Annotated in this window: 22 protein-coding genes and 2 riboswitches; of the genes, 12 read left to right on the forward strand and 10 right to left on the reverse strand. The window is 55.2% G+C overall.

Annotated elements, in window-relative coordinates; genetic code table 11:
• Positions 1–130: 130 nt before the first annotated feature.
• Together gabT and P8S54_RS09105 are read right to left on the reverse strand one after the other, a co-directional pair.
• The gene (gene gabT, locus P8S54_RS09100) at positions 131–1,402 is read right to left on the reverse strand and encodes a 4-aminobutyrate--2-oxoglutarate transaminase (RefSeq protein ID WP_281441474.1); all 1,272 of its coding nucleotides are present in this window, start codon (positions 1,400–1,402) and stop codon (positions 131–133) included.
• An 11-nt stretch (positions 1,403–1,413) separates the two neighbouring features.
• Positions 1,414–2,865, reverse strand: a complete 1,452-nt coding sequence (locus tag P8S54_RS09105) for an NAD-dependent succinate-semialdehyde dehydrogenase (RefSeq protein WP_281441475.1) — start codon at positions 2,863–2,865, stop codon at positions 1,414–1,416.
• A 140-nt stretch (positions 2,866–3,005) separates the two neighbouring features.
• Between P8S54_RS09105 and P8S54_RS09110 the strand changes: the two genes are divergently transcribed.
• The 4 genes from P8S54_RS09110 to P8S54_RS09125 all read left to right on the forward strand — a co-directional run bounded on the left by P8S54_RS09110 (position 3,006) and on the right by P8S54_RS09125 (position 7,898).
• Positions 3,006–4,424, forward strand: a complete 1,419-nt coding sequence (locus tag P8S54_RS09110) for a PLP-dependent aminotransferase family protein (RefSeq protein ID WP_281441476.1) — start codon at positions 3,006–3,008, stop codon at positions 4,422–4,424.
• A 180-nt stretch (positions 4,425–4,604) separates the two neighbouring features.
• Complete coding sequence (locus tag P8S54_RS09115; RefSeq protein ID WP_281441477.1) at positions 4,605–5,285, forward strand: lysozyme-like domain containing protein; 681 nt, start codon at positions 4,605–4,607, stop codon at positions 5,283–5,285.
• 133 nt (positions 5,286–5,418) lie between these two features.
• Positions 5,419–7,407, forward strand: a complete 1,989-nt coding sequence (locus P8S54_RS09120) for a methyl-accepting chemotaxis protein (protein WP_281441478.1) — start codon at positions 5,419–5,421, stop codon at positions 7,405–7,407.
• A 119-nt stretch (positions 7,408–7,526) separates the two neighbouring features.
• Complete coding sequence (locus tag P8S54_RS09125) at positions 7,527–7,898, forward strand: hypothetical protein (protein WP_281441479.1); 372 nt, start codon at positions 7,527–7,529, stop codon at positions 7,896–7,898.
• A gap of 10 nt (positions 7,899–7,908) precedes the next feature.
• On the opposite strand, the gene P8S54_RS09130 is transcribed toward P8S54_RS09125, so the two are convergent.
• Positions 7,909–9,612, reverse strand: coding sequence for a methyl-accepting chemotaxis protein (locus P8S54_RS09130; RefSeq protein ID WP_281441480.1), 1,704 nt, complete (start codon positions 9,610–9,612; stop codon positions 7,909–7,911).
• A gap of 267 nt (positions 9,613–9,879) precedes the next feature.
• Between P8S54_RS09130 and P8S54_RS09135 the strand changes: the two genes are divergently transcribed.
• The 3 genes from P8S54_RS09135 to P8S54_RS09145 all read left to right on the forward strand — a co-directional run bounded on the left by P8S54_RS09135 (position 9,880) and on the right by P8S54_RS09145 (position 12,254).
• On the forward strand, positions 9,880–10,998 hold the full coding sequence (locus tag P8S54_RS09135; RefSeq protein ID WP_281441481.1) for an alkene reductase: 1,119 nt from the start codon (positions 9,880–9,882) through the stop codon (positions 10,996–10,998).
• 156 nt (positions 10,999–11,154) lie between these two features.
• Entirely contained in the window at positions 11,155–11,622 is a 468-nt protein-coding gene (locus P8S54_RS09140) for a TspO/MBR family protein (protein WP_281441482.1), read from the forward strand.
• A gap of 26 nt (positions 11,623–11,648) precedes the next feature.
• Positions 11,649–12,254: a cell division protein ZipA C-terminal FtsZ-binding domain-containing protein gene (locus P8S54_RS09145; protein WP_281441483.1), complete on the forward strand. Its 606-nt coding sequence runs from the start codon at positions 11,649–11,651 to the stop codon at positions 12,252–12,254.
• A gap of 4 nt (positions 12,255–12,258) precedes the next feature.
• Here the strand turns inward: P8S54_RS09145 and P8S54_RS09150 are convergent, their stop codons facing one another.
• The 3 genes from P8S54_RS09150 to P8S54_RS09160 form a co-directional block, all read right to left on the reverse strand.
• Positions 12,259–13,848 (reverse strand): ABC-F family ATPase, encoded by a 1,590-nt coding sequence (locus P8S54_RS09150; RefSeq protein WP_281441484.1) that lies wholly within the window; start codon positions 13,846–13,848, stop codon positions 12,259–12,261.
• A gap of 83 nt (positions 13,849–13,931) precedes the next feature.
• On the reverse strand, positions 13,932–14,798 hold the full coding sequence (locus P8S54_RS09155; RefSeq protein ID WP_281441485.1) for a CbiX/SirB N-terminal domain-containing protein: 867 nt from the start codon (positions 14,796–14,798) through the stop codon (positions 13,932–13,934).
• Between the two features lie 22 nt (positions 14,799–14,820).
• Positions 14,821–15,735, reverse strand: a complete 915-nt coding sequence (locus tag P8S54_RS09160; protein ID WP_281441486.1) for a histone deacetylase — start codon at positions 15,733–15,735, stop codon at positions 14,821–14,823.
• Between the two features lie 38 nt (positions 15,736–15,773).
• On the opposite strand from P8S54_RS09160, the gene P8S54_RS09165 reads away from it, so the two are divergent.
• Both P8S54_RS09165 and P8S54_RS09170 read left to right on the forward strand, forming a co-directional pair.
• On the forward strand, positions 15,774–16,358 hold the full coding sequence (locus P8S54_RS09165; RefSeq protein ID WP_281441487.1) for a gamma-glutamylcyclotransferase: 585 nt from the start codon (positions 15,774–15,776) through the stop codon (positions 16,356–16,358).
• The gene (locus tag P8S54_RS09170) at positions 16,355–17,278 is read left to right on the forward strand and encodes an EamA family transporter (protein ID WP_281441488.1); all 924 of its coding nucleotides are present in this window, start codon (positions 16,355–16,357) and stop codon (positions 17,276–17,278) included. Before P8S54_RS09165 ends, P8S54_RS09170 begins: the two co-directional genes overlap by 4 nt.
• On the opposite strand, the gene P8S54_RS09175 is transcribed toward P8S54_RS09170, so the two are convergent.
• Positions 17,253–17,546: a hypothetical protein gene (locus tag P8S54_RS09175; protein WP_281441489.1), complete on the reverse strand. Its 294-nt coding sequence runs from the start codon at positions 17,544–17,546 to the stop codon at positions 17,253–17,255. The two genes, P8S54_RS09170 and P8S54_RS09175, sit on opposite strands and share 26 nt — an antisense overlap.
• 131 nt (positions 17,547–17,677) lie before the next feature.
• Positions 17,678–17,768: riboswitch (glycine riboswitch) on the forward strand.
• 8 nt (positions 17,769–17,776) lie between these two features.
• Positions 17,777–17,884: riboswitch (glycine riboswitch) on the forward strand.
• A gap of 59 nt (positions 17,885–17,943) precedes the next feature.
• Between P8S54_RS09175 and P8S54_RS09180 the strand changes: the two genes are divergently transcribed.
• Positions 17,944–19,182, forward strand: a complete 1,239-nt coding sequence (locus P8S54_RS09180; RefSeq protein ID WP_281441490.1) for a D-amino acid dehydrogenase — start codon at positions 17,944–17,946, stop codon at positions 19,180–19,182.
• A 49-nt stretch (positions 19,183–19,231) separates the two neighbouring features.
• Here the strand turns inward: P8S54_RS09180 and P8S54_RS09185 are convergent, their stop codons facing one another.
• Complete coding sequence (locus P8S54_RS09185; RefSeq protein ID WP_281441491.1) at positions 19,232–20,140, reverse strand: GGDEF domain-containing protein; 909 nt, start codon at positions 20,138–20,140, stop codon at positions 19,232–19,234.
• Between the two features lie 377 nt (positions 20,141–20,517).
• On the opposite strand from P8S54_RS09185, the gene P8S54_RS09190 reads away from it, so the two are divergent.
• Positions 20,518–20,874, forward strand: a complete 357-nt coding sequence (locus P8S54_RS09190; protein WP_281441492.1) for a DUF6482 family protein — start codon at positions 20,518–20,520, stop codon at positions 20,872–20,874.
• Between the two features lie 69 nt (positions 20,875–20,943).
• On the opposite strand, the gene P8S54_RS09195 is transcribed toward P8S54_RS09190, so the two are convergent.
• Both P8S54_RS09195 and P8S54_RS09200 read right to left on the reverse strand, forming a co-directional pair.
• Complete coding sequence (locus tag P8S54_RS09195; protein WP_281441493.1) at positions 20,944–21,648, reverse strand: HAD family hydrolase; 705 nt, start codon at positions 21,646–21,648, stop codon at positions 20,944–20,946.
• A gap of 115 nt (positions 21,649–21,763) precedes the next feature.
• The gene (locus P8S54_RS09200; RefSeq protein WP_281441494.1) at positions 21,764–24,457 is read right to left on the reverse strand and encodes an EAL domain-containing protein; all 2,694 of its coding nucleotides are present in this window, start codon (positions 24,455–24,457) and stop codon (positions 21,764–21,766) included.
• A 204-nt stretch (positions 24,458–24,661) separates the two neighbouring features.
• Between P8S54_RS09200 and P8S54_RS09205 the strand changes: the two genes are divergently transcribed.
• Entirely contained in the window at positions 24,662–26,194 is a 1,533-nt protein-coding gene (locus tag P8S54_RS09205; RefSeq protein WP_281441495.1) for a GGDEF domain-containing protein, read from the forward strand.
• Position 26,195: the final 1 nt, after the last annotated feature.

The following is a 26,195-nucleotide window of genomic DNA, read 5'->3' on the forward strand; positions in this document are numbered from 1 at the left end:
AGCTTAGCACAGGGTTCTTAGGACGACTGACTATCTCCGCTTTGAGGTTTCAACGCCTATAAAAAAACCCGCCAATCGCCAACAGCTTTCGCTATTTGACGATGGCGGGCTTGTTACTACCTAAACGCTATTAGCTAAGCGCTTCCAACGATTCCTCAATAATACTCAACCCTTCTTCCAACACCGCAGAAGAAACCGTCAGCGGCACCAAAATCCGAATGCTGTTGCCGTAGAAGCCGCAGGAGAGCAGGATCAGGCCTTTCTCGCGTGCTTTGGCGCAGAGCGCGCCGGTCATCTGCGGGTCGGGCTTGCCTTCACCGTTGAGCAGTTCGAACGCGGCCATGGCGCCGAGCTGGCGGCCGTGGGCGACGGCGGGGAAGCGCGCTTCCCAAACGGCGAAGCGTTCGGCCAGCATGTTGCCCATCTGCTCGCTGCGGGCCAGGATGTTCTCTTCTTCGATGGCTTCGATTACCGCCAGGGCCGCCGCACATGAAAGCGGGTTGCCGCTGTAGGTGCCGCCCAGCGAGTTGGGGCCGGAGGCGTCCATGACCTTGGCGGTGCCGACCACCGCAGAGAGCGGCATGCCATTGGCGAGGCTCTTGGCGGTGGTGAGAATGTCCGCTTCGATGCCGCTGTGTTCCAGGGCAAACAGCTTGCCGGTACGGGCAAAGCCGGACTGCACTTCATCGGCGATCAGTAGAATGCCGTGCTCGTCGCACAGCGCGCGCAGGGCTTTCAGGTAGTCCGGTGAGGCGATGTAGAAGCCGCCTTCGCCCTGGACCGGCTCGATCACGATGGCCGCCGTGCGGTGCGGGGCGATATCGGTTTTGAACAGCGTGCGAATGGCGTTCAGCGAGGCTTCTTCGCTAATGCCGTGCAGCGGGTTGGGGAACGGTGCGCGGAACACGTCGCCCGGCATGGGGCCGAAGTCGTTCTTGTAGGGCAGCACCTTGCCGGTCATCGCCAGGGTCATCATGGTGCGGCCGTGGAAGGCACCGTCAAACGTGATGATGCCGGTGCGGCTAGTGGCGGCGCGGGCGATCTTTACGGCGTTTTCCAGCGCTTCGGCACCGGTGTTCACCAGCATGGCTTTGCGCTCGGGGCCGCGCACCGGGGTGAGTTCGCAGAGCTTTTGGCACAGCTGCACGTAGGGCGCGTAGGAAATGACCGCCGCGCTGGTGTGCATGACTTTCTTGAGCTGCGCTTCGACCGCCGCGACGATTTTCGGGTGGCGGTGGCCCAGGTTGAGCACGCCAATGCCGCCCGCGAAGTCGATCCAGCGTTTGCCGTCGGCGTCCCATAGCTCCGCGTTTTCGGCGCGCTCGGCAAACTGGGTGGTGGGCGTGGCGGCACCGTTGGCCACGAAGCGGTTTTTCAGGTCGTTCAATTCTTGGTTAGTCATCATCGTTCTCTTTACAGGCCGCCAACGCAGACGTATTTCAATTCAGTAAATTCATCCAACCCGTGGTGGGAGCCTTCGCGGCCCAGCCCGGACTCTTTCACGCCGCCAAACGGCGCCAGCTCGGTGGAGATCAGCCCTTCGTTCACGCCCACCATGCCGTACTCCAACTGCTCCATGGTGTGCCAGATGCGGCGGTAATCCGTGGCGTAGAAGTAGGCGGCTAGGCCAAACGGGGTGTCGTTGGCCATGGCGATGGCTTCTTCGTCCTGCTTGAAGCGGAACACCGGGGCCACCGGGCCGAAAGTCTCTTCATCGGCCACGGCCATTTGAGTAGTCACATCCGCCAGCACCGTGGGGGTAAAGAAGCGATCACCCGCCGCGTGGGGCTGGCCGCCGCAGAGCAGCCGTGCGCCTTTGTTCACCGCGTCGTCGACGTGGCGCTGCACTTTATCCACCGCTGCCTGATTGATCAGCGGGCCGATGATGCTGCCGTCGGCCAAGCCATCGCCTACCTTCAGTGCGTTCACACGCTCGGTGAGCTTGGCGACGAACGCATCGTAAATGCCGTCCTGCACCAGGAAGCGGTTGGTGCATACGCAGGTTTGCCCGGCGTTGCGGAACTTGGAGACAATGGCCCCGTTCACGGCAGCGTCCACATCGGCGTCATCAAACACGATGAACGGCGCGTTGCCGCCCAGCTCCATGGCGGTTTTCTTCACCGTGCTGGCACACTGGGCCAGCAGGTGTTTGCCAACAGGGGTGGAGCCGGTAAACGACACTTTGCGCACGCGCGGATCGGTGGTGAGCACTTCACCTACCGCTGCCGGTTTTGATGCGGTCACCACGTTAATGGTGCCTGCGGGCAGGCCCGCTTCCAGCGCCAAATAGGCAGCGGCCAGCGCGGTGAGCGGCGTGGCTTCAGCTGGTTTAATCACCACGGTGCAGCCAGCGGCCAGGGCCGGGGCGCACTTGCGGGTAATCATCGCCAGCGGGAAGTTCCACGGGGTAATCGCCGCCACCACGCCCACCGGCTCGCGCAGTACCAGCAGGCGCTTATCCGCGCCGTGGCTGGGCAGGGTTTCCCCCGCCATGCGCTTGGCTTCTTCGGCGAAGAACTCGATGAACGATGCGCCGTAGATCACTTCGCCTTTGGCTTCCGCCAGCGGCTTGCCCTGCTCTAGGGTCATCAGGCGGGCCAGGTCGTCGGCGTGCTCATTGATCAGCTCAAACCAGCGGCGCAGAAGGGCCGAGCGCTGTTTGACCGGGGTGGCGCGCCACGCGGCACCGGCTTCATAAGCAGCGGCCACAGCGTCGCGGGTGTCGTCGGCGCTTAAATCTGCCACGTGGGCAATGGTTTCGCCGGTGGCGGGGTTGTCCACCGCAAAGGTCTGCTGGCCTTTGCGCCACTCGTCGCCCACCAGGGCGGGGACGGCATTGTGCAACCACTGTTCAATAAAGCTCATGACCTTCTCCTGGTTTACAACGTGTCCTGCACACTATCAGTAATGTGCCAGCAGGCGAATGCACCACTTTTTCGTTCAACCAGACCACTTTTCTGTTTTACTAACTAAACGGGGAGCATCGTGACGGTAAGAGGATACGGATGGTTTGCCAGGACGTGTTACAACAGCTCGTAAAGCACTATGCGCAGCAACCTGAGCGCTTGAGTAAACAGGTGCGGTTAGAGCAAGCCTTGAGGCAGGCGGTCACCCAGGCGTGGCCGAACCAAACTCGCCTGCCGTCACACCGGCAGCTAGCAGTAACGTTGGGCGTTGCTCGGCACACGCTGTCCCGTGCCATTGCGTCGCTTATCGAAGAAGGCCTGTTGACGACGTTTCATGGCAAGGGCACTTGGAGCTGTAAGAAAGAGGCGTCTATTGCGCCCACATCAACCACCGTTCAACTTTCAACACGCGCTCAACAAGTGTTGCGCTGGCCAGGGGCGAGCACGGTGCAAAGCGGTGCCTTTGTACCTGGCATACCGGATATCGCCCAGTTTCCTATGCGCAAGTGGCGCCAACTTTATGCCAGCGTTACGGTGCCGCAAAATGCTTTGTTGCTGTCTTATTCCACCGGTGGTTATGGGCCGCTTAAGCGCGCTATTCGTGAATTTCTGGCGCATTGGCGCAACATTCATTGTGATACGGAACAGATCATCATCACCGACGGCACCCATAACGGCATTGAGCTGTGCGCCATGGCATTGGCCGATGTGGGTGGCACCGTGGCGATGGAGTCGCCCTGCTACTGGGGGGCACGCAATGTGTTTACCGCTGCGGGCTTAACGGTTGAGATGGTGCCCTGGTTTCCTGACAAGGGGCATGCTTTTCCGAAGGTGGCTGGCAACATTTCCCTCGCTTATTTGACCGGCTCTCATCATTACCCACTCAGCGTGCCCACCCGCGCGGCTCATAAGCAGCAGTTCTGTGATGCGTTATCGCCCACCTATGTGGTGGAAGATGACTACGAATTCACCCGCGACGATCATACTAATCTGCTGTTTGACCCACATTCGGAACGCCATTTATTGGTGGGTTCATTCTCCAAAATGATGTTTCCAGGCTTACGGCTTGGCTACTTAGTAGTGCCACGGCATTTGGCCGCCCCTATGAACCGTCTGCGCAGCGAGCTATTCCGTGAAGGCCGTATGCTTGAACAAGCGGTACTGGCGCAGTTTATTTTTGACGGCGATTTAGACACTTGGTGTCGTCGTATCCAACCGGAATACTTGGGTCGCCAGCAAGTGCTACATGATCAGCTACGTTCACTGCCTAGGGTGCGCCACGTATCACCACCCAGTAGCGCAATAAGCTTGTGCATCGAATTTGAACCCGGCGTGAACGATGTTGCGCTTGCCCAGGCACTGATGAAAGAACATTTGATTGTGCGTCCACTTAGCCCCGTATGTGCTAAAACAGACCAGAGGGTAGGGCTGGTTATGGGCGTAGGCATGTTGTCAGGGGAAACCTTGGCACGCGAAGCCCAGCGGATTCGCCGCTGTTTAGAGAAGCTACTTCGCTAGTCGAGGTGTTAGAAGAGAGATGTCATTGACTCGATTACCATATTGATAAACACATTGATGAAAATTTATTCATAAAAGCTTATTTATAAGAACTTGGCATCATTACTTGCCCAGAATAACTTTCTAATAAGAATGTGCTTATATAAACTTTTCTGAAACACTTATCCACAAGGATTTTCCATGCACTGCCCTGTTGATCGTTTTGATACGCGCTCCCCGTCTATGCCCACAACGTGGCGACTATGGTTAATCCTAGGCCTTGTGCTGTTTCTTTCAGGCTGCGCCACGCTTGCACCTAACCCGCCGCAGGATCAAAGCAATATCTGCGAGATATTCCGCGAGCAGCCTAGTTGGTACGACTACGCCCGAGACTCCCAAGAGAAGTGGGGCACACCCATTGCAACGCAAATGTCGTTTATTCAGCAAGAGTCATCGTTTCGAAGCCACGTGCGCCCAGACCGAAAGCGCTACCTAGGCTTCATTCCTGGCCCTCGGCCATCTTCCGCCAGAGGCTACGCCCAAGCGCAAGATCCCGTTTGGGGCGAATACCGTGACCAAGCAGGCAGCACCTTTGCACGGCGCACCCATATGAAACATGCCACCGATTTTATCGGCTGGTATAACTCCCGCACCCGCGCCCAAACGGGCATTTCACTGAGTAATCCTGAGCACCTTTACTACGCCTATCATGAGGGAGCAGGCGGCTACCGGCGGGGCACCTATCGCAATAAATCCCACGTTTTACGCGCAGGCAGCCAAGTGGCGGCACGGGCTAACCGTTATCAAACGCAGCTCAATAGCTGTGAAGCAGAGTTTCAGTGTCGACGCTTTTATCAAGTGGGTCCGTTTTGCAGGCGTTGAAACAGACTGGCTGATCTCAGGTAAAGTTGTCATCACGATGCGCCGATATCTACCACATACGCACAGGGAGCTAGAAATATACCAAGCGCTATTTCGCTAATAGCGGTCTACTGACTGAGTAGGAGCACCTATAATGACAACACGCTCAACTGACTTTGCCGAAGGCAATGCAGCGAACTCAGAAAACGGATTTTCTAACACGACAACGCAGCAACCTAACCGCCGCATCAGCTTTCGCACCCGGTTAACCAGCTTGATCATTGGGCTGGTACTGCTATCTGTCACCGTTGTGGCAAGCCTCGTCTATTTGCAGTACCGCCACGCGTACACTCAAGCTACCGTAGAGCGGCTCCAAGGCACTGGGCAAATGATGAGTGAATCTTTCACTCAGTGGCTTAATGCTCGGCAAGATGATATGCGCTATATCGCTAGCCTTGATGCTGTGCGCTCCGTAGACGTAACGCAGATTGACCACCTCATCGCGCAGATGGCGGCACAAGATGGATTCTATGACACAATATTTTTTGTGGGCGTAGACGGAATAGGTGTTTCTGGCGTGAGTTATGACAATGGCGCTCAGGTTCTTACGCCTGAGCAAGCAGCTCAATTCGACGTAGCAGACCGCGCATGGTTTCGGCAGGCCATCCAAGGTGAAATGGTGTTTTCTCAGCCATTGGTGTCACGCGCGACAGGCAACCAGGTTAGTAACGTTGTCGCACCCGTATTTGATACCAATGATAATGTTGTTGGCGTGGTAAGGGCTGCCGTAAGGCTAGATGTACTGTTTGAGCGCATGACCCGCATGTCGCAAGGGAATAATGCCAATACTTACCTACTCGCCAGCGACGGCACTCCAGTGACCCCCATTGCCGGTTTGAATGGGCAAGATATTACCCTCGACACACAGGCTGCTAATGCTATTGCGAATGGGGAATCTGGTGTTGGCCAATATAACGATGCCACAGGCAGCGCCGTTATTGGCAGCTATACCTATCTGCCAAGGCTAGATTGGGGGCTTGTTGTGGAAATCTCTGAGCAACAAGCATTGGCTAACGTAAATAGGGTGTTTTGGCTTCTCGTCGCTACCACCAGTGCTATTGTCGTGTGTGCCTTGCTGTTTAGTTTATGGGTAGTACGCTCAGTAGTGAACACACTGGGCGGTGACCCACAAATCGCCACCAATATTGTTAAGCGCGTTGTAGCGGGAGACTTAACGACAGCGGTTCCCGTCAAAATGGGCGACACCACCAGCCTGCTCGCCCACATCGCTGAAATGCAGCGTAATCTGCGCCAAATGATGGCGGATATAAAAGGCACGGCGGACTCAGTCAACACAGCCAGTAACGAGATTGCCCAAGGCAACGATGACCTTGCCAGCCGTACTGAAGAGCAGTCCTCTTCACTTGTTGAAACCGCATCCAGTATCGAACAAATGAGCGCAGCCGTTCGCCAAACGGCCGACTATGCACACCAAGCAAACGAACTAACGCTTGCCCTGGATGAACAAACACTCACGGCTAACCAAGTGGGCGAGCAAGCCAGCCATGCGATGCAGGCGATTAAACAAGCCAATCTACAGGTTGTGACGATAGTGGAGTCTATTGACGCCATTGCATTTCAAACCAACCTGTTGGCCTTAAATGCATCCGTCGAAGCGGCCCGTGCAGGTGAACATGGGCGTGGATTTGCGGTCGTTGCCGATGAAGTGAGAAAGCTGGCTAAGCGATGCGCTGATGAGGCAAGCCAAATTCGCGAAGTGGTCAACAATAGCGCCGTGAAAGTGGACGAGGGTGAAAGCTTGGTTGCTGACGCGGGGCAACACTTATTAAGCATTGCGCAAAGTGTTAAACGCGTCACAGAGTTTGTGGGTGAAATCTCCACGGCCGCAAGCGAGCAGTCCAGTGGCATCGATCAGATTAATCAAGCCGTTAATCAACTCGAAGAAGTGACCCAGCAAAATGCGGCGCTCGTAGAACAGGCCTCAGCGGCCAGCCAATCGTTAAATGCGCAAGCCGCTGAATTAGCAGCCCTACTGGAACGCTTCCACCTTGAAGAGAATGTGAGTAACGCGACTCAAGCATCGTTGCCAACTGCATCAAAGCACCTGCACACACAGGTATAACGGCCCGCAATTGACAGTGCCATGGAGTGGCGCTATCGTTACCATAAATGCAAATGAGAAACACTCTCTATAACCCGCACCTTGGTAGATAAAGAGTCGTTGAGGTAAAGGGAAATTACATGACCAGTGAGCAGCGCCAGCTTCGTCAAACACTGCTTTTTTTGCGAACCTCTTTCGAAGCCATTCAGCATTCGATTGCGGGGCGTCTAGATGACCCGCTGCCCTGCTGGCTGGATACCAGTATGCTTTCGATGCTGTCGCGGGAGTTGACCCGCTGCTGCGAGCACGCCAAGCCGCTGTTTACGCCCTCCGTTACCGAGCAGCTTTATATCGCCTCGCAACAGTGCGATTTGCTTCTCAAACAGTGCCCAGGTGTACTCAGCAGCACCGTTTGTTATCGCCAACTGGGCGCTATTATGCTTCCGCTGACCAACGCTATCGAGCAAACAAACACGCCCGCCAAGCGCCGCTGGCCTTGGCTGCGGCGCTAATGGCAAAACGCTAGAACGTCTCCCACTCATCCACTGCTGCCTCGGCCCTTTTTACGGGCTTCTTCTGGGAATGCATAAGCTCGGCGGCGAATAGCGCGCGCTCTTCTTGCGGAGATGAAAGGCTCTGCGGTGTAGAGAGAGGCTGCTTGCCGTCAACCACTTTGAAGAAAGCAACCGCGCTTGCAAGATCCCGGGCTTGGTCTCCCAGGGAGGCCGATGCGGTAGCGGTCTGCTCTACCAGCGACGCGTTCTGCTGAGTAACATCGTCCATCTGGTTAATTGCAATGCTCATTTGATCAATGGCGGAGGTCTGCTCGTCGGATGCCCGGCTAACGTCCTCCATAAGATCCGACACCTTGCCGATGTTCGTCACTATCTGTGCCATTGAATCACCAACGGCTTTCACTAGGTCACTGCCCTGCTCAACCACGCTGTTATTCTCGGCAATCAGGCCTTGAATTTGCTTGGCCGCATCGGCGCTGCGCTGTGCCAGGCTCCTGACTTCTTGGGCCACAACAGCAAAGCCACGCCCTTGCTCCCCCGCACGGGCAGCTTCGACTGACGCATTGAGAGCAAGAATGTTGGTTTGGAACGCAATCCCGTCGATTAGCGAGACGATACCGCTAATTTTTTCCGAACTGTGGTTGAGTTCATCCATTTTATTAACGGCTTCTTTGACTTTTTCGCCGCCGTAGCTCGCCGAACGGCTGGCCGTATGCGCTAGCTGGTTCGCTTCGCCGGTGTGCTGGGTATTATTTTTTACCGTCGCGGCCACCTGCTCCATACTGGCGGCAGTTTCTTGAAGGCTTGAAGCCTGCTGCTCAGTACGCTGGGAAAGGTCAATGTTGCCTGATGAGATTTGGCTTGAGGCGCTGGAAATGGCGCCCGCCGAGGCCTGAATACTGCCGATAAGCCCCTGCAGCTTGCCTTGCATATCGCCTAACTCATCGAGCATATCGCCAATTTCATCACGGTGGGTATGGTGAATTTTCTGGGTCAGATCACCTTCAGCCATGGCATGGAAATGTTGGCGGGCTTGGGCAAGCGGCTGCAGAATGCGCTGAATGAGCAGCCAGCTAAGTATGCCCGCCAGAACGGTGGCTATCAGCAGCGCACCCAGCATCAGGTTTCTCATTAAGCCAGCCTGTGACACAGCCCCCTCGTAACCCGCCTGCGCTTCACGCTCTTCCTGTGCAATCAGCTCATTCAACGTGGCATGCATTTGGCGGTAGGCAGGCAACGCTTGAGTGAACGCCATCTCATTGGCTTCGTCGTAGTTACCCATTGAGTAGAGTGGCATGGTCGGCGCTACCGTCACTAATAGCTGTTGATAACTTTCTCTAAAACGTGCCGCCAGCGCTTCAGTCTCGGCAGTCATTTCATTCGACGAATATGCGAGCCATATCGCATCAATCTGTGAAATATTTTGAATGATATTATCCATGTGCATCTGCACGGAGTGGTCGTGCAGGGCGCTAACGGCTAACATAGGGTCGTGCTGACCCGCAAGCGACAGCTCCATAATCATATCTTTGGAGTGCTCATTAAGCTGAGCAATGCGCTGCGTATCACGCAGGTTCTCTTGGTAGATGGTATCCACTGCGCGGTTAGAAGAGACCATTCCGCTAAAGCCCAACGCACCAATGATTAACATCAGCACTAACATCACGATAACCATTAAGATCAGGCGTTTTTTAATTGTCATTCTCAACATAATAGCTCTCTGCGCATGGCGGTTTGGTTAAACGCTTCAAAGTCGCAACTATTTTACGCGTTAACTTTTTTTAACTAAATTCACTCAGTTGATACGCATCAAGCAAACAGGTTATTTATCTAAATAATTTTTCAGGCTAATGATGCAGCGGTCGCCCCCCCTCCCCAGCTGTGGCTCTGCGGCATTGATGTCACTCGCCAGCATTTTGTAGTAAACTGGTCTATTCTAAAACTGCTTAACCGTCTCTACTTAAAAGGAGTTTGCCCAATGGCGTATGAAACGCTGTTTTCCCCTCTCCAGCTTGGGAGCTTGTCGATTCCTAACCGCGTGATTATGGCGCCGCTGACTCGCTCACGCACACCCGACAGCGTGCCGGGCACAATGCAAGAAGCCTATTACGGCCAGCGCACCGGCGCAGGGTTGATTATCAGCGAAGCAACCAACATCTCCCCCACTGCCCGCGGCTATGTATACACCCCGGGCATTTGGACGGATGAACAGGAAGCCGGCTGGAAAGGTGTCGTGAACGCAGTGCACGCCAAAGGTGGCCGTATCGCGCTACAGCTGTGGCACGTTGGCCGTGTTTCCCATGAGATGGTGCAACCTGATGGACAGCAGCCGGTGGCGCCTAGCGCGCTGAAAGGCGAAGGCGCCCAGTGCTTTGTAGAGTTTGAAGATGGCACCTCTGGCCAGCACCCCACCAGCACGCCCCGCGCGCTGGAAACCAATGAAATTCCCGGCATTGTGGATGACTATCGCCAAGCAGCTGTTCGCGCCAAGCGTGCTGGCTTTGACATGGTGGAAGTACACGCGGCTAACGCTTATCTGCTAAACCAGTTTTTAGCCACCGGTACCAATAAGCGTACCGACCAGTACGGCGGCTCGTTGGAAAACCGCGCCCGCTTCCCGTTGGAAGTCGTCGATGCAGTGATTGAGGTTTTTGGTGCCGACCGCGTTGGCATTCGTATGACGCCATTTATCGAGCTATTCGGCTTGACCGACGATGAGCCGGAAGCCATGGCCTTTTACATGGCAGAGCAGCTGTCCCAGCGCGGCCTAGCTTACCTGCACTTAAACGAGCCTAACTGGGCCGGTGGCGATATCACTTTCCCTGATGGTTTTCGTGAACAGATGCGCGAGCGCTTTAGCGGCAGCCTGATCTACTGCGGCAACTATGACGCCGAGCACGCTGAGGCACGCATTAGCGATAACACCACGGATGCCGTGGCCTTTGGCCGCCCCTATATTGCCAACCCGGATTTAGCTGAACGCTTTCGGGTTAACGCGCCGCTTACCAAGCCAAACCATGAAACCTTCTATGGTGGCGACGAAAAAGGTTACACCGACTACCCTTTTATGGATAACGGCTACGACCGCATCAGCTAAGCTAACGTTAAAAAGGTAAGTTAACGTTGAAAGGCTAAGTATTTAGCAAAATAAGCATCACTTCGGTGGTGCTTTTTTTATCTCAACACTTTTATGCCAAAACGCTTTAAAACGCTGCTAGGCTATTGATTCTTGAATTTTACAGTAGGGTGAAGCATGTTAGGGTCGCTGTTCGCATTATTGGTATCGCTGCTGCTGGTAGGCGCCACGGCCACCACCGGCGCACGCTTTCGCCCTGATGGCTGGTACCGCGAGCTACGTAAACCCAGCTGGACACCGCCTGACATCGTTTTCCCTATTGCGTGGGGCATCCTGTATTTATTAATGGCGATAGCCGCTTGGCGTGTTTATATGGCCGATGCGTCGCCACTACGCACGGCAGGCCTTGTGGTATATGGCCTGCAGCTAGTGGCTAATGCGGCGTGGTCGTGGCTATTTTTTGGCCGTAAGCAGATAGGTGCAGCATGGGTGGATATTGCTCTACTGCTGGGTTTAATTACGCTAACGATTGGGTTATTCATTAATGTAAGTGCGTTAGCCGCTTGGCTAATGGTGCCTTACTGGTTATGGGTGGCGCTTGCATTAGCACTTAACACATCCATCTTGAGATTAAATAAGGCCTAAGTGCCAAACAATAAGGGTTCAAGCGAATGGACGATACTTCCCTGCCTGTTTTGCTCGCGTTTGCCTCGCTGATATTAGGCATGTTGGCAGCCGCTATTTTCGTGTATATCGTGGTACCAAGACGCCGCCGCGCCAAAGAGAAAGCAGCGGCGGCAACACCTGTGGTGCCAACGCCGCCCCCTGCAGAGCCAGCGCAGGAGCCCGAAGCGCCCCCAGCGCCCCCAGCGCCAAAACAGGCAAAAAAGGTAAAGCAGCACTCGTTGTTCGTCATTTTTTCCCAGCCCGATGCCACCACCGATGCGCGCTTAACCGAGTGGCTGCGGAGTAAGAACGCTCGCTTTGACGCCATCAAGAAGGTGTTTTTAATCGACGGCCAGCAGCCCTCTAACCCTGTTACCGTAGCCAACGCCTTTCCCCCCGGGGATATGCCCGACTTACTCGGTGGCGAGACCCACGAGCCGATTCGCGGCGTCAGCTTACTGGTGAAGCCGCCGCTGCGTAAACGCCGCAATCAGCAGATGCACGTTTATGTGGCGCTGGCTAAAGAGATGAACGAAACCTTCAGTGGCGACATGCTCGATGCCGACCGAGCGCCGGCCACCGAGTCTACCTATACACAGATCATTGGCTAATGCTTTAAACCACACCCTGGCTACGCAGGTAGTCGTCATAGCTACCGCTGAAGTCCACAAGCCCCTCAGGCTGCATATCAATAATCCGGGTCGCGAGGCTTGAGACAAACTCCCGGTCGTGGCTGACAAATATCAGCGTGCCTGGGTAGTTTTCCAGCGCTAGGTTCAGCGCTTCGATAGATTCCATATCCAGGTGGTTGGTTGGCTCATCCATTAACAGCACGTTGGGGTTAGTGAGCGTTAGCTTGCCAAACAGCATCCGCCCCTGCTCGCCACCGGAAATCACCTTCACCGATTTACCAATGTCATCACTGGAGAACAGCATCCGACCCAGCGCACCGCGCACTACCTGCTCTCCGCCTTTGGTCCATTGGCTCATCCACTCGAAGAGCGTGGCATCAACAGGAAAGTCGTCGGTATGATCCTGGGCAAACATGCCAACCTCGGCGGCATCGGTCCACTTCACTTCACCGGCATCGGGGTGTAAATCACCCGCCAGGGTTTTCAGCAGGGTGGTTTTACCAATGCCGTTGGGGCCGATAATCGCAATACGCTCGCCCGCTTCGACGGTCATCGAGAAACGCTCGAAAAGCGGCTTCTCATCGTCGTAGCCTTTGGTAATCGCATCAACATTCACGGCATTGCGATGGATTTTTTTATTCTGGTCAAAGCGGATAAACGGGCTGACCCGGCTGGACGGCTTGATATCTTCCAGCTTGATTTTATCGATCTGGCGCGCCCGCGAAGTGGCCTGTTTAGCTTTGGAGGCGTTGGCCGAGAAGCGGCTAACAAACTGCTGAAGCTCGGCAATTTGGGCTTTTTTCTTGGCATTATCCGAATGCTGGCGCTCGCGGGCAGCGGTGGCCGCGGTCATGTAGTCATCGTAGTTGCCTGGGAACAGGGTAATTTCTCCGTAATCCAGATCCGCCATGTGCGTGCACACGCTGTTCAGGAAGTGGCGGTCGTGGGAGATGATCACCATGGTGCTGCTACGCGCTTTGAGAATGTCTTCCAGCCAGCGAATCGTGTTGATATCCAGGTGGTTAGTGGGCTCGTCAAGCAGCAGCACATCAGGGTCGGAAAACAGCGCCTGGGCCAGCAGTACGCGTAGCTTCCAGCCCGGGGCAACTTCACTCATGGGGCCGATATGCTGTTCAATGGGAATACCTAGGCCCAGCAGCAGCTCCCCTGCGCGGGACTCGGCGGTATAGCCGTCAAGCTCGGCAAAGCGCACTTCAAGATCCGCCACCGCCATGCCGTCGGCTTCGCTCATTTCTGCCAGTGAATAGATACGCTCGCGTTCGGCGGCCACTTTCCACAGTTCAACGTTACCCATGATAACGGTGTCGATGACCCGGTCATTCTCATAGGCGAACTGATCCTGACGCAGCTTACCCAGCCGCGTGCCGCTATCCAGCATTACCTGTCCAGAAGAAGGCTCAAGCTCGCCCCCCAAGATCTTCATAAAGGTGGACTTACCGCAACCATTGGCGCCAATCAAACCGTAGCGATTGCCGTTATTAAATTTGACGGAGACATTTTCAAACAGGGGCTTGGCCCCAAACTGCATAGTGATATTGGCGGTTGCGATCAAGATGTAAGCCCTGGTTAACGTAGAGAGTGCGCTTGCAAAGGCTCGCGATTCTACGCGCCTTTGGGCGGCGTTACACCTCCCACCTAACCAGCATCGTGATGCAGTGCTGGGAGTTCTAGTAGAAAGCGTTCTCCATCAAGCGCTTGGCGCAGCCGCGCGTGTAGTATCTCGACGATGCCCGAATGCTCTCCAACCAGCGCGGTAGTGGTTACAGTCAACTCTGGATGGCGCAGTTCAGCGGCGGCGCAAATCTCGGCGATGTCGCCGCCTTCACCCGCATGACGCCCAGGCGATAGAAACAGCATCGCTAAGATGACCGGGCCAGATTGGAACTCCGACGTATCCAGCAAATGCTCCAACAACGGCTCGTTAAAGCGGTATTCGTCACCTTCACGGCGCTCCATGGATGCTGCCGCGACACAGCTCGCTTCATCTGCCAGTAACACGCTTAACTGCCCAGCCAAACGATTGCGCACTGCGGTGACTTCTGGAATCGGGCTGCCGTGATCCACCAGCGCCACCTGTGGCGTTGTGCCCGCCTGCAGTTTTTCGCGCACGTTATCGGCCAATAGCTTGGCCAAACGCAGGTCGTTATTACCTCGCTCATCTACCAGCGGCTGGGCTACGCGAACGCTCACCTCGGGAAAACGCGCCTGTAGCGCGGCCATGCGCTCTGGCAGGTAGCCGGTCAGCGCTTTGCTTGGCCCAAAGAAGAACGGCAGCACAATAATCTCTTTGGCCCCCTGCTCAGCGCTGCGTTCGGCGGCTGGGCCAAGGGTAATCGCAGGGATGCCGTCGACCTCTTCAGGAGGGATCTTATTGGAGTGCAGCAGTGAGGCCGCCTGCACGGTTTCGCCCAGCTGGTGGCTGAGTTCCAGGGCCACGCGGCGTAGGTTGTGGGTTGCCTGGGGCCGTAAAGAGCCGTTATCGACCAGAAAAATAGCGCGCATTAGGTTTCCTTAAATGATGAATTTAAGCATTAAACGTCAGCACATCCGCTGCCGCACGGTGCAACTGGGCGTGGCGCCCTGCCAGCGCGAGAATATCCCGGTCATAGCCGCCGCCGATCACCGCCGCCACGGGAATATCCGCGTCATGGCAGCAGCTAAGCACATAGTGGTCGCGGGCATACAGCCCCTGGTTGCTTAATGCTAGATAGCCCAGGCGATCATCTTGATGGACATCAACCCCCGCGTCATACAGCACTGCATCAGGCTGATAAGCTGCCAGGATTCCCGGCAACCATGACGCAAGCTCGGCGAGGTAGGCGTCATCGCCCATTCCATTAGGCAGCGCAACGTCCAAATCGCTGGTGGCTTTGCGCGCTGGGAAATTACGCGCGGCGTGCATGGAAAAGGTAAACACGCCGGGCACATTAGCAAATAGCCGAGCGGTGCCATCCCCTTGATGAACATCGCAGTCAACGATAAGCACCCGCTCGACCCAGCCTAGCGCCAAGGCATGGGCGGCGGCCACAGCCAGATCATTAATCAGGCAATAACCGCTGGCGGCATCGGCATGGGCGTGATGCGTTCCCCCCGCTGAATTACAGGCGAGCCCGGAGGTAAGTGCCGCTTCTAACGTTAGCAGGGTACCGCCGGTTTCTAGCCGCACACGCTCCACTAGCGCCTCCGACCATGCAAACCCACTGCGCCGCTCGGCAGCACGCGCTAAACGGCCCTGCAAAAAAGCATTCAGATAGTCACGGGTATGCACCCGGGCAAGGGTATTAATGGGTGCAGGCTCAGGTGTTAGCCACTCAATGGGGCACGCCAGCGACTGTTCGCCCAACAGCTGGCGCAGCAACCTGAATTTCTCCATGGGGAAAGGATGGTTGGCTGGTAAATCAATCGTATAACCCGGATGATGAACAACCGTTAACGCCATGCGCGTGCAGCCACTTTGGTCATAAATGTAAATAGCTTATGTTGCTTGATACCACTGTTTTAAACCAGCAAAGAAACTTCTTCGATGGCCATGAGGATATATGGCTTTTTGGTTACGGCTCGCTGATCTGGAAAGCTGATTTCGAGTACTTGGAGCGCAGACCCGCCTATATCACCGGCTGGGCGCGGCGCTTTTGGCAAGGCTCCCACGACCACCGTGGCACGCCGGAAGCACCAGGGCGTGTTGCTACGCTAATCTGCGCTCAAGGCGCCCTGTGTCATGGCATGGCATACCGCATTACCCCCGACGTACTGGCACCGCTGGATGTGCGGGAGAAAAACGGCTACCTGCGAGAAAAAGTACCGCTCACGTTTCTAGGGGAGCGTGGAGAAGCGCAGAAGAGTAAAACGCAAACCGAAGGGTTAATTTACTTAGCCACTGAAGATAACCCTGCTTTTTTAGGCGATGCGCCGCTGGAGGACATCGCCCACCAAATTGCCCACGCCCACGGCCCGAGCGGCTCGAATAAAGCCTACTTGTTGAACTTAGCGCAGGCGCTGCGCGACTTGTGCATCGACGATGAGCACGTCTTTAGCCTTGCCGACAGGATGCATAAGCGATGACCCGTCATGCCGTACTCTCCCCTAGCACACCCAGCATCGCTCCTTCGAGTTTAGTGCTTGCCGTCGTCGCTGCCGTGGGCATGGCGACCATTGGCGTTATTTCGCGTATTACCGAACTAAGTGCCGAAAGCATTACCTTTTATCGCCTGGGCCTAGGGGCTGCGTTTTTACTTATTTACTTGGTCCTGACAAAGCGCCACGCATCGCTTAAAGCGCTGCCGGGGCGTCACGTGGTGCTTAGCGGGCTGTTCTTAGCGGCATTTATTCTGTTTTACGTGCAGGCCATGAACTACACCCAAATGGCTAACGCTATTTTGATGGTGTATCTCGCACCGATTTTTGCCGCCGTGGTCGCGCATACGCTGTTTGCCGAACGCCTGACGCCTCAACAGGTGAGCTTCATCGGTTTGGCACTGTTTGGGTTTGCCATGATGCAGGAGTTCCGCCTTAACCTAGAAGACCGCCAAGACGTGATTGGGATGGGGTTTGGCCTCGCCGCCATGCTGGCCTACAGCGGCTTTATACTCACCAACCGCCGTTTACCCCGTCACTTAGATGACCGCACCTGCGCCTTTTGGCAACTGTTGGTTGGGGCGCTGGCGATTCTTCCGTTTGCCCTATGGCAGCCCGACGGGCTAACCGCCGCTACCTGGCAGTGGCCGTGGCTATTGGCGGCGGGCTTCGTACCGGGCTTTTTAGCGCTGTTGTGCGCGGTTATGGCCATTAACCGATTGCCTACCGCCCTTTACGGTACGTTAGCCTACTGCGAGCCGGTAGCCGTGGTGATCTTTGGCTGGAGCCTGTTTGGTGAAGCACTCACGCCGCTTCAGTTGGCCGGGTGCTCGCTGGTGCTTGCCAGCGGCATTGCCCAAGCATGGCTAGGCGGTCGGGCAGCTACACCATCAGCCACGACAGGATAACCAAGCCCAGCACGATACGCACAATGGCGCCTAGCAAGGCGCCTCGCAGCAGCGCACGAACCCCGCGCCACAACAGCCAAAGGCCGATCACTAGCACAAGAAGACTGAAAAATGAGGCGTTGATACCCAGTGATCGGCTCAGCCCATCGACAAAGTCTTCAAGCGCGCCGAAGAAATTGGTAAATATTGCCAGTAAAAACTCGACGACCGCGCGAATGATATCGCCAATGATTTGTCCCGCTTCACTAAAAAATCCGTTTGCCTGCATGCGTCTCGTCCATTGCTATAAGGTGTGGGGCATTTTCGACCAAAATATCCCCCCTGGCAAAGCAATGCTGCCCGCCCTCTACGACGTTAGCCTTATTCCCATGCAACCTTTAACGCGTTACAACGTCTAACTCTGCTATCGCGGGAGAGACTGGTGCCCGACACCAGCGCCGAAGGAGCAACGACCCCGGAAACTCTCAGGCCAACGGACCGCGACGGCAAACATCATTACCAGTACGTTCCGAAGAGCGGTTGATGACTGCGTCACTCAGCCCACCGAAGGAGCAAGCGCCTCACTTGATGCGTGAATCTCTCAGGTTCCATGACGGAAGGGGTACGCCTAGCAAACACGCTGCTGGGGGTATCGCCCGACGCTCATACAATCTGTGGAGAACTTCATGCAACGCATTGCAATTATCGGCGGTGGCATTACCGGTATTACCAGCGCCTATGCCCTCGCTAAACGTGGCTTTGATGTCACCGTCTTTGAAAAACACCGCTACGCGGCGATGGAAACCTCTTTTGCTAACGGCGGGCAGCTATCGGCCTCGAACGCGGAAGTGTGGAACCACTGGCCAACAGTGATTAAAGGTATGCGTTGGATGTTGAAAAACGACGCGCCACTGCTGGTCAACCCCCGCCCGAGCTGGCATAAACTAAGCTGGTTTGCAGAATTTATCGCCGCCATTCCCCGCTATGCCGACAACACCACGGAAACCACCCGGTTAGCCATTGCTGCCCGAGAGCACCTATTTCAGTGGGCGAAAGACGAGCAGATCGACTTTGATGTAAAGCAGAAAGGCATTCTGCATATTTACCGCGATAAAGCGGGCTACGACCACGCCGCCAAGGTATCGCAACTGCTGAGCAAAGGCGGGCTAGAACGCCGGGCAGTCACCCCCGATGAGATGCGTGCCATTGAACCTACGCTTGCGGGCAGCTACTACGGCGGCTTTTTTACTGAGAGCGACGCCACGGGCGACATCCACAAGTACACCAACGGTCTCGCCCAAGCGGCGGCAAAGCGCGGCGTAACGCTTAATTACGGCCACCAGATCACAGATATCGGCGCGAATGAAAGCGGTGCCTGGGTGACGGCGGCGATGGATGACGAAACCATCAACCAAAGCTTTGACAGCGTTGTGGTATGCGCCGGCGTAGGCAGCCGCGCCATTGCCGCGAAGCTGGGCGACCGAGTGAACATTTACCCGGTTAAAGGCTACTCCATCACCGTACAGCTGGATGATGAAGCCTCACAACAAGCCGCCCCCACCGTCAGCCTGCTGGATGACGAAACCAAACTGGTCACCAGCCGCCTGGGTGACGACCGCTTCCGCATCGCCGGTACCGCTGAATTTAACGGCGCAAACCGCGACATTCGCAACGACCGTATTCAGCCGCTCATTCGCTGGGTAGAAGAGTGCTTCCCGGGTGTGAGCACCCAGCGGGTAGTGCCTTGGGCGGGCTTGCGCCCGATGATGCCCAACATGCTGCCTAAAGTTGGCCCCGGCAAACTACCTACGGTGTTCTACAACACCGGCCACGGCCATCTGGGCTGGACGCTTTCTGCCATCACCGCCGAAATGCTAGCGGATGCGGTGGATACGTCTCAGGCGGCGTCCGTCGTGTTGCGCTAAGCGATTTAAAAAGGGGCCTGCGGGCCCCTTTATCTTTGCTAGCTGAATACTAAGATTCAAACTCCACACGATCCCGCCCTTTCTCTTTGGCGCGATACAGAGCGTTATCAACGCGTTTCATCACGCTTTGTTGCGTCTCATGGGGAGTCACTTCAACAACGCCCATACTGACCGTCACACTGCCAGCGCCAGGAAAATGGCTACAACGGATACGCTGACGAACTTTATCAGCCAATTTTACGGCCTGGGCTAGCGCAGTTTCAGGGGCGAGAATCATAAACTCCTCGCCTCCCCAGCGGGCACAGTAGTCCGACTCACGTAGGTTCTCTTCTAACAGCTTGGAAAGCGTTGCCAACACTTGGTCACCAACGTCGTGCCCTAGGCTGTCATTAACCGACTTAAAATAGTCAACATCCAACATAATCAGTGAAAAAGGACGTATATAGCGGTTCAAGCGGCCAATTTCGTGCTTAATCAAATAGTCAAAGCGCGCTCGATTAATCAGCCCCGTGAGCATATCCGTGGTCGCTAAACGCTTTAGCTCGGTTTCTTTTTCAACCCGCTTAGAGATATCGCGCTGTGTCAAAACCAAGACTTTTTCAGCATAACCGGGCATTTCCATCGCTGTGATACGCCATTCGATAAAAGCAGACGCCACACCAGCAGAGAGATTACCCTCACTCTGATCGACGCCTGAAAGAGAGTCTCCCGTACGCAGCTCGCCTTTCATTAAGGCACCGCCAAGCTGGTCCAGTAACTGCTGATTCTCCACTTCACGGCGGACAATTTTAGGTAACGCGCCAAGCCATTCGTCGCGTTCACCGCCCCAGAAGTGGGCGTACTCCGCGCTAACATCCAATATACGAATGCCGCGTTTAGTGGGCTTGCCGCTCAACACAGCAATCGCTTGGTTGCTTGACTCATTTGAGGGGGGTGAATGGTGTAATGGTTTCAGCATAGTGTTTTCGTCCAATGAATCACCTTCATGCTGCGCTTCGTTGTTCCGCAACAATAATGGATAAACGGAGGCACTCCTTTGCCTACCGACTGACAAGTACAGCGTTTAGCGTTGCAACGCTATACCACTTACGAAAAGTACTCGCTTTTACGTTACTTAAAAATAGCTCACGTTACGCAGTCGCTAATTAGACAGTTGGTTTCGCTCTTCAAAGATTAGCACAAAGGCGGCATCGCACTTGAGAGGCTCTCGTATCCACCGAATTACTGATGCCAACGAAGAAAAGGCACGAGGCAAAGGCTCCAAAAATAGCTGTACAAAAACAAACCAAAACTTAGACTTAAACGTACAACACTTCCCGTTATTGAGGCTAAGTCATGTCGTCAACGCTGCCCCCACGTCTGACCCTTGAAGAACTCTCTCAGCTTTCAAAAAGCCTACAATCTTCTGCGCCGCTTCCCGACGTAGAGCTGCATGGTCTTGATATGGGCTGGTATATCGTGCGACTGCATTACAGTGATTCGGTTGGTTTACTGGTCGATGCGCAGGGTGAAACCAAGCGATTTAGCGGCACACAATGGGTCAGCCGCGCACTGGCGCCGCTCGGCTTTACCCACGGTGTACTCACCTGGGCAGATGCCACTGATGAGATGGTTGGCAACGAAACTCCGCCCGTTACCGCTCAACAACGCATGGCTTACGGCGTTCGCGTGGCGTTCGAGACGCGGCACTGAAGCGCTGCTTTACCGCTTAGTATCCGAGCCGTCATATTGGTGGGCATAAAACTTAATCTGGCAGGCCATTCAGCATGCGCCGTCAGTCAAGGTGAGCGCGGCCGCTCGCCAGTCTAAGCGCCGCCATCCTTCAACGCTAGCCACCTCAGCCAGTACTGGGTCTGGGTTAACCGCCACGGGACAATCGACATATTGCAGTAACGGTAAGTCGTTGCGTGAATCAGAGTAGAACGTGGTATGACTGGGTGTGACCTGCTGTTCAGCCAGCCACTGCTTCAAACGCAGCACTTTGCCACCGCGATAAGAAAATATGCCTTCGCTTTGGCCGGTATAGCGCGCCTCTTCATTGATGCCGCGCTCCACGCTCAGCTCTACTGCCAGCACGTGTTCAATGCCCAAGGTGGTCGCAACAGGCTCTACTAAGTGGCGCGATGAAGCGGAAATCAGCAGCAGGGTATCGCCTGCCTGGCGATGTGCTTCTAGGCAGGCCCAGGCTTGTTCAAAAATACGCGGCTGTAAATGCATAGCAACAAAGCGCTCGACCTCTTTTTGAACATCTGCCACCCGGCGACCACGCAGCGGAGCTAACGTCATGGACAGGTACTCTTCCAGCTTTAACTTACCGGCATGATAGGCCCGCTGCATCTGCTCCGCGCGCGCCATAAAGGTCTCTGCATCGCTAATCCAACCTTGCTCTATCATCCATAAATTCCAGCGGTCGCTGCAGTCTCCATCCAGGAGGGTGTCATCAAGGTCAAACAGAGCGAGGCGCATAAGGCACTCCTTTTTCGCGAGTTCGGCGGCGCGTAGGGTATGCCAAGGATGATGACAGGACGATGACGCCAGTACTGGAATGGAGTGTTGCTGCCCTTGTTGCGGTTCAAACGGCTTAAGAAGCTAACCACTTCGCGGCAAACTCATCGGCAGAAAGCGGGTGACCAAACCAGTAACCCTGGGCTTGGTTGCAGCCCATCTTCGCTAACAGCTCGGCTTGGGCGGCGCTTTCTACTCCTTCAGCCAAGGTTTTCATTTCCAGGTTATCGGCCATAGCAATGATGGTTTGTACGATGGCTCGGTCGTGATGGTTATCAAGCATGTCACGAACGAAGGAGATATCGATTTTTAGCGCATCAGCGGCAAACCGGCGTAAATAGGCAAGCGATGAGTAGCCGGTGCCAAAATCATCAATAAACAGCGCGTAGCCCGCCTGCCGCATGGCTTGGGTAATGATGACCGCTTGATCGGGGTCACGCATAAAATCGCTTTCAGTGAGTTCGAGAGCAATGGCACTTGGCGCTACGCTGGCGGTTAGCTCGCCCACATGCGTCGTCAATTGGGGGTCAGCAAACTGCTGAGCCGACATATTGATCGACAACCTGCCCGGTAGTGGCGTATCGCAAGCTTGCCAATGAGAGAGCTGGCGGGCGGCCTCTTCCAGCACCCAGTCGCCCAGCATGCAAATTAACCCTCGCTCTTCTGCCAACGGAATAAACTCTCCTGGGCTTACCCACCCCCATTGCGCATCGTGCCAACGGCAGAGTGCCTCGGCACCTGTTAACGTGTGGCTGGCGAGGTCAATCTGAGGCTGAAAATAGAGTTCTAACCGGCCCTCTAGGATGGCGAGATGGAGCCGCTCAGTCATCCATTGCCGGCGTTCTAAGGCATGGCGCATGGCGTGGGTATAGGGGCAGTGAGTGGATTCGCCCCTTTTGGCATGATGCAGGGCGATGCTGGCGGCGTTAAACAATTCTCCCACGTCCGGCACATTATTCGGGTAGCGGGCAAACCCGATACTCACATCGAGATTAAACACGCGATGATCTAGCTGAATAGGCTGCTTAATGACAACGCCTAACTCCTTGACGGTTTCCAATAGCCGCGCCTCATCGGCCAGCGGTAGCAGTAAGGCAAACTCGTCTCCCGATAGCCGTGCAACCGCTCGCTGGGGGAGTTCGTGGTTCTGTATACGCCCAGCCACCGTGGCTAACAGCTGGTCCCCGACGTAATGCCCATGCAGGTCGTTGATCTCTTTGAAGCGGCGAATATCCACCAACAGCAGTGAAAGGGAGTGCCCTAACGCCAGCGCCTCTTCGCTCATGCTCGCGAGCAGCTCCATAAAGCGGATGCGGTTGGGCAACCCCGTGATGCCATCGGTATAAGCAAGGCGATGCATGTGTCGGTGGTCGCGACGACGCTCTAATTCAGCGGCGGCACCTGTGGAGAGAATCTGCAGCACCGACCGCGCAAATGCATTCGTCGTTAAGGGCTTCCGGTAGAACACCATCATGACCCCAATCGCCTCTCCACGGGCGTTATCAAGTCGACGCCCTATCCAGGCTTTGGCGCGAAGTGGTACACCGGGGAAGGTGACCTCCTCACCTTGATAAACAACGCTCTCTTGCTCCAGTACAACGCGCTCAGCGGGTGTGCCAGGCAACATAAACGTCAGATTATCCAGCGTTGTATGGGAAGCCACTAGACTTACGGTGCTCATTGTCGCGTTAGCAAGTAACGCTTTTGCAGGCGCGTTCTTTGCCATGGCGACAGGATGATTAAGTAGCCCTATAAAGCCTGCGTCTGCTTCTAACAACTCTACCAGGGTGGCAATCAACTGTTGAAAGTACCCATCTCCCGCCCGTGAGGTCACCGTGGAGGCCACCTGCACCACGGCGCTCTGCACGCGCTGAGCCTCTTGTTGGTCGGTAACATCCGTAATAAAGCCTTCTAAGCAGGCAACCTCACCCAGATCATCAAATACCGCTTGCCCCTGCTCCCACACCCAGCGGTAATCGCCGTTCCGGTGGCGATTGCGATACACAATTTGATAAGGGCGCCGCTGACGAATTGACGCTTCTACTTCTTGCTTAAGGCGCGGCTTATCCTCTGGGTGAACAAGGGAGGCGAAACTCACTAAACGGCTGCCTTCTAGTTCATCTGGCCGGTAGCCAATCAACGCCTCGGCTCCCTGGCTTACCAGCTGAATGGTCCAATCACTATCATTTAAACAGCGGTAAGCCATACCAGGCAGATGATTAAGTAGCGTATTTAAGCGGCGCTCGCTCTCCCGAGACGTTAACTCACTTCTTCGCAATGCCTCTTCGGCTTGGCGACGCCCCAGCTCTGTCCCCGCTTGGGCTGCCGCAATACGAATAATGTCGTTTTCAACAGCTTCAACTTGCATTGGTCGATTATGCAAGATGGCGAGCAAGCCGATGGCAGAGCCGTCTGATGCAAATAGCGGCACTCCCATATAGCTTTCAGCCCCTAGCTGACCCAGCAGCTCATCTTTAGGAAAGCGCGACTGGACGTCGCAAGGATATAGGCAGGTCTCGCGCCCCACCACCGTTTCGCAGGGCGTACCCAGCAGCGGGTAGGTAAAGTTGGCTTGCAGCTCCCCCGCCGACCAAACAGCCAAGGTGTCTGCTATACGCTCTTTAGTGACAGCCGCGATCAGGACGTGATCGACGCGTAACAGATGGGCCAGCAGCCCCACCAGCGCCTTAAAAAAATCAGGCGTACCGCTTAGCGATAACCCTTCCGCTAGCTGGCGGAAGGTGTCCGCCGCATCATTACGTTTGTGCATATCGCACTCGCCTTATTATTTTGAAGCCGCTAAGCAATGTACGCTGTATCGATAGAGCACAGCGAATTACTAAGGATAAACAGCAACTTTACGACTTTGCAATGCTCACAAATGAGGACGATGACTCATCATGGGTATATGATTAAACGCAAAGAACATGCCTTGGTGCTCGCCGCCACGCTGATGAGTGCAACGGGAGAAAACATGACAAGCCTTTCAGCAGTGGATAAAACACGCTACATAGCGCTTACTGACGAGCTTCCATGTTTAGTCAGTCAGGCACTTTTAAAGTGCTCAAGCCTGCCAACGTTACCAGCAGTGGCGTTAAAAATATTAGAGATTGCTCGCACACCGGATGCCACTCTGCATGATTATGCGCAGGCAATTGAGTACGATCCGGCGTTAACCGCACGGCTCATAGCGGTGGCGAATAGCGTGCAGTTTATTCACTCCAGCCAACCTGTCGACACCAGCCTTGAAGCCACCCAACGCCTGGGGCTTGATGCCACCCTAGCCACTGTTTTGAGCTTTAGCCTGCTGCGCCACGCCCAAGGGAACAAAACCCAAGTTCGCATTTGGCAGCGCGCCATCACTTCGGCCATTGTGGCAAGTCGCTTAGCCCACCAGCTTTGCCCTGCACATAGGGGCAGCACGTTTATAGCGGCATTGTTGCAGGATATTGGCATCTTAGCGCTGCAGGCAGCTTATCCTCAGGAAGTGGAAAAGCTTTACGCTCATAGTGAGTCCTCCCACCAGCAAATAGCCCGCACTGAACGGCAACAGTTTGGTTGCGACCACACTTTGGTAGGCGCTTGGCTAGCGGCTAAATGGGACATGCCCACCTCCCTCGTGGATGCGATTTATCAAAGCCACGATGGCTTTTTAACGGATCAGTTAGCAACGCTATGTGTACGTTTGTCTGGGCCAATTGCCGATGCCTGGCTGTCAGAAGAACCGGTCAGTGCATTTGCCACCCTGCTACGCCAGCTCTCAGCGATGGAAAGCGCCCCCCTACTGACGCTCGACAACTTGCTACACCGCTTGCAGGAAGACTTAGCGATAGTCGCTGACACGCTACAGCTTGCGCAGCCCATTGACATGGATAGTCATGCACTGCTCATTGAAGCTCAGCAACTGCTTTTTCAGCACACGCTTACCCTTAGCGCTCGGCTTGATGAACAGACCCAGCGGTTAGAAAGCTTGCACCAACACTACGCAACGCTTGAAAAACAGAGCCGTCTCGACCCATTAACCCAGCTAGCCAATCGCGCTTGGCTAGAGGAGCAATTACGGGAGCGCTTTGTATTTTGCCAAGAAAACAATCGAACCATGTCAGTGGTATTTATCGATCTTGATCACTTTAAAACGCTCAATGACCGATATGGCCACCGCATCGGCGACCAAGTACTTGAGCACTTTGGCCACACCCTGTCATCACTGATTCGCACGGGTGATTTAGCCGGGCGCTACGGCGGTGAGGAGTTTTTAATTATCCTGCCCGACGAGACGGCCCAATCGGCCAAGCTTTTTTCACAACGCATTACCCAGCACCTCCAAGAGCGTCCAATGACCAACGTTGACCAACAACCGATTTATGTGTCGGTCTCCATCGGCGTGGCCTGCTTATGTGATGGCGACTTTGGTAATGAACGCGAACTAATAGATGCCGCCGACCAGAGCATGTACTTCATCAAACGCTCTGGCCGAGGCGGCATTGCTACCTATGGTGGGGAGTGAG

The organism is Halomonas sp. M1 (assembly GCF_029581375.1).
Taxonomy (GTDB): domain Bacteria; phylum Pseudomonadota; class Gammaproteobacteria; order Pseudomonadales; family Halomonadaceae; genus Vreelandella.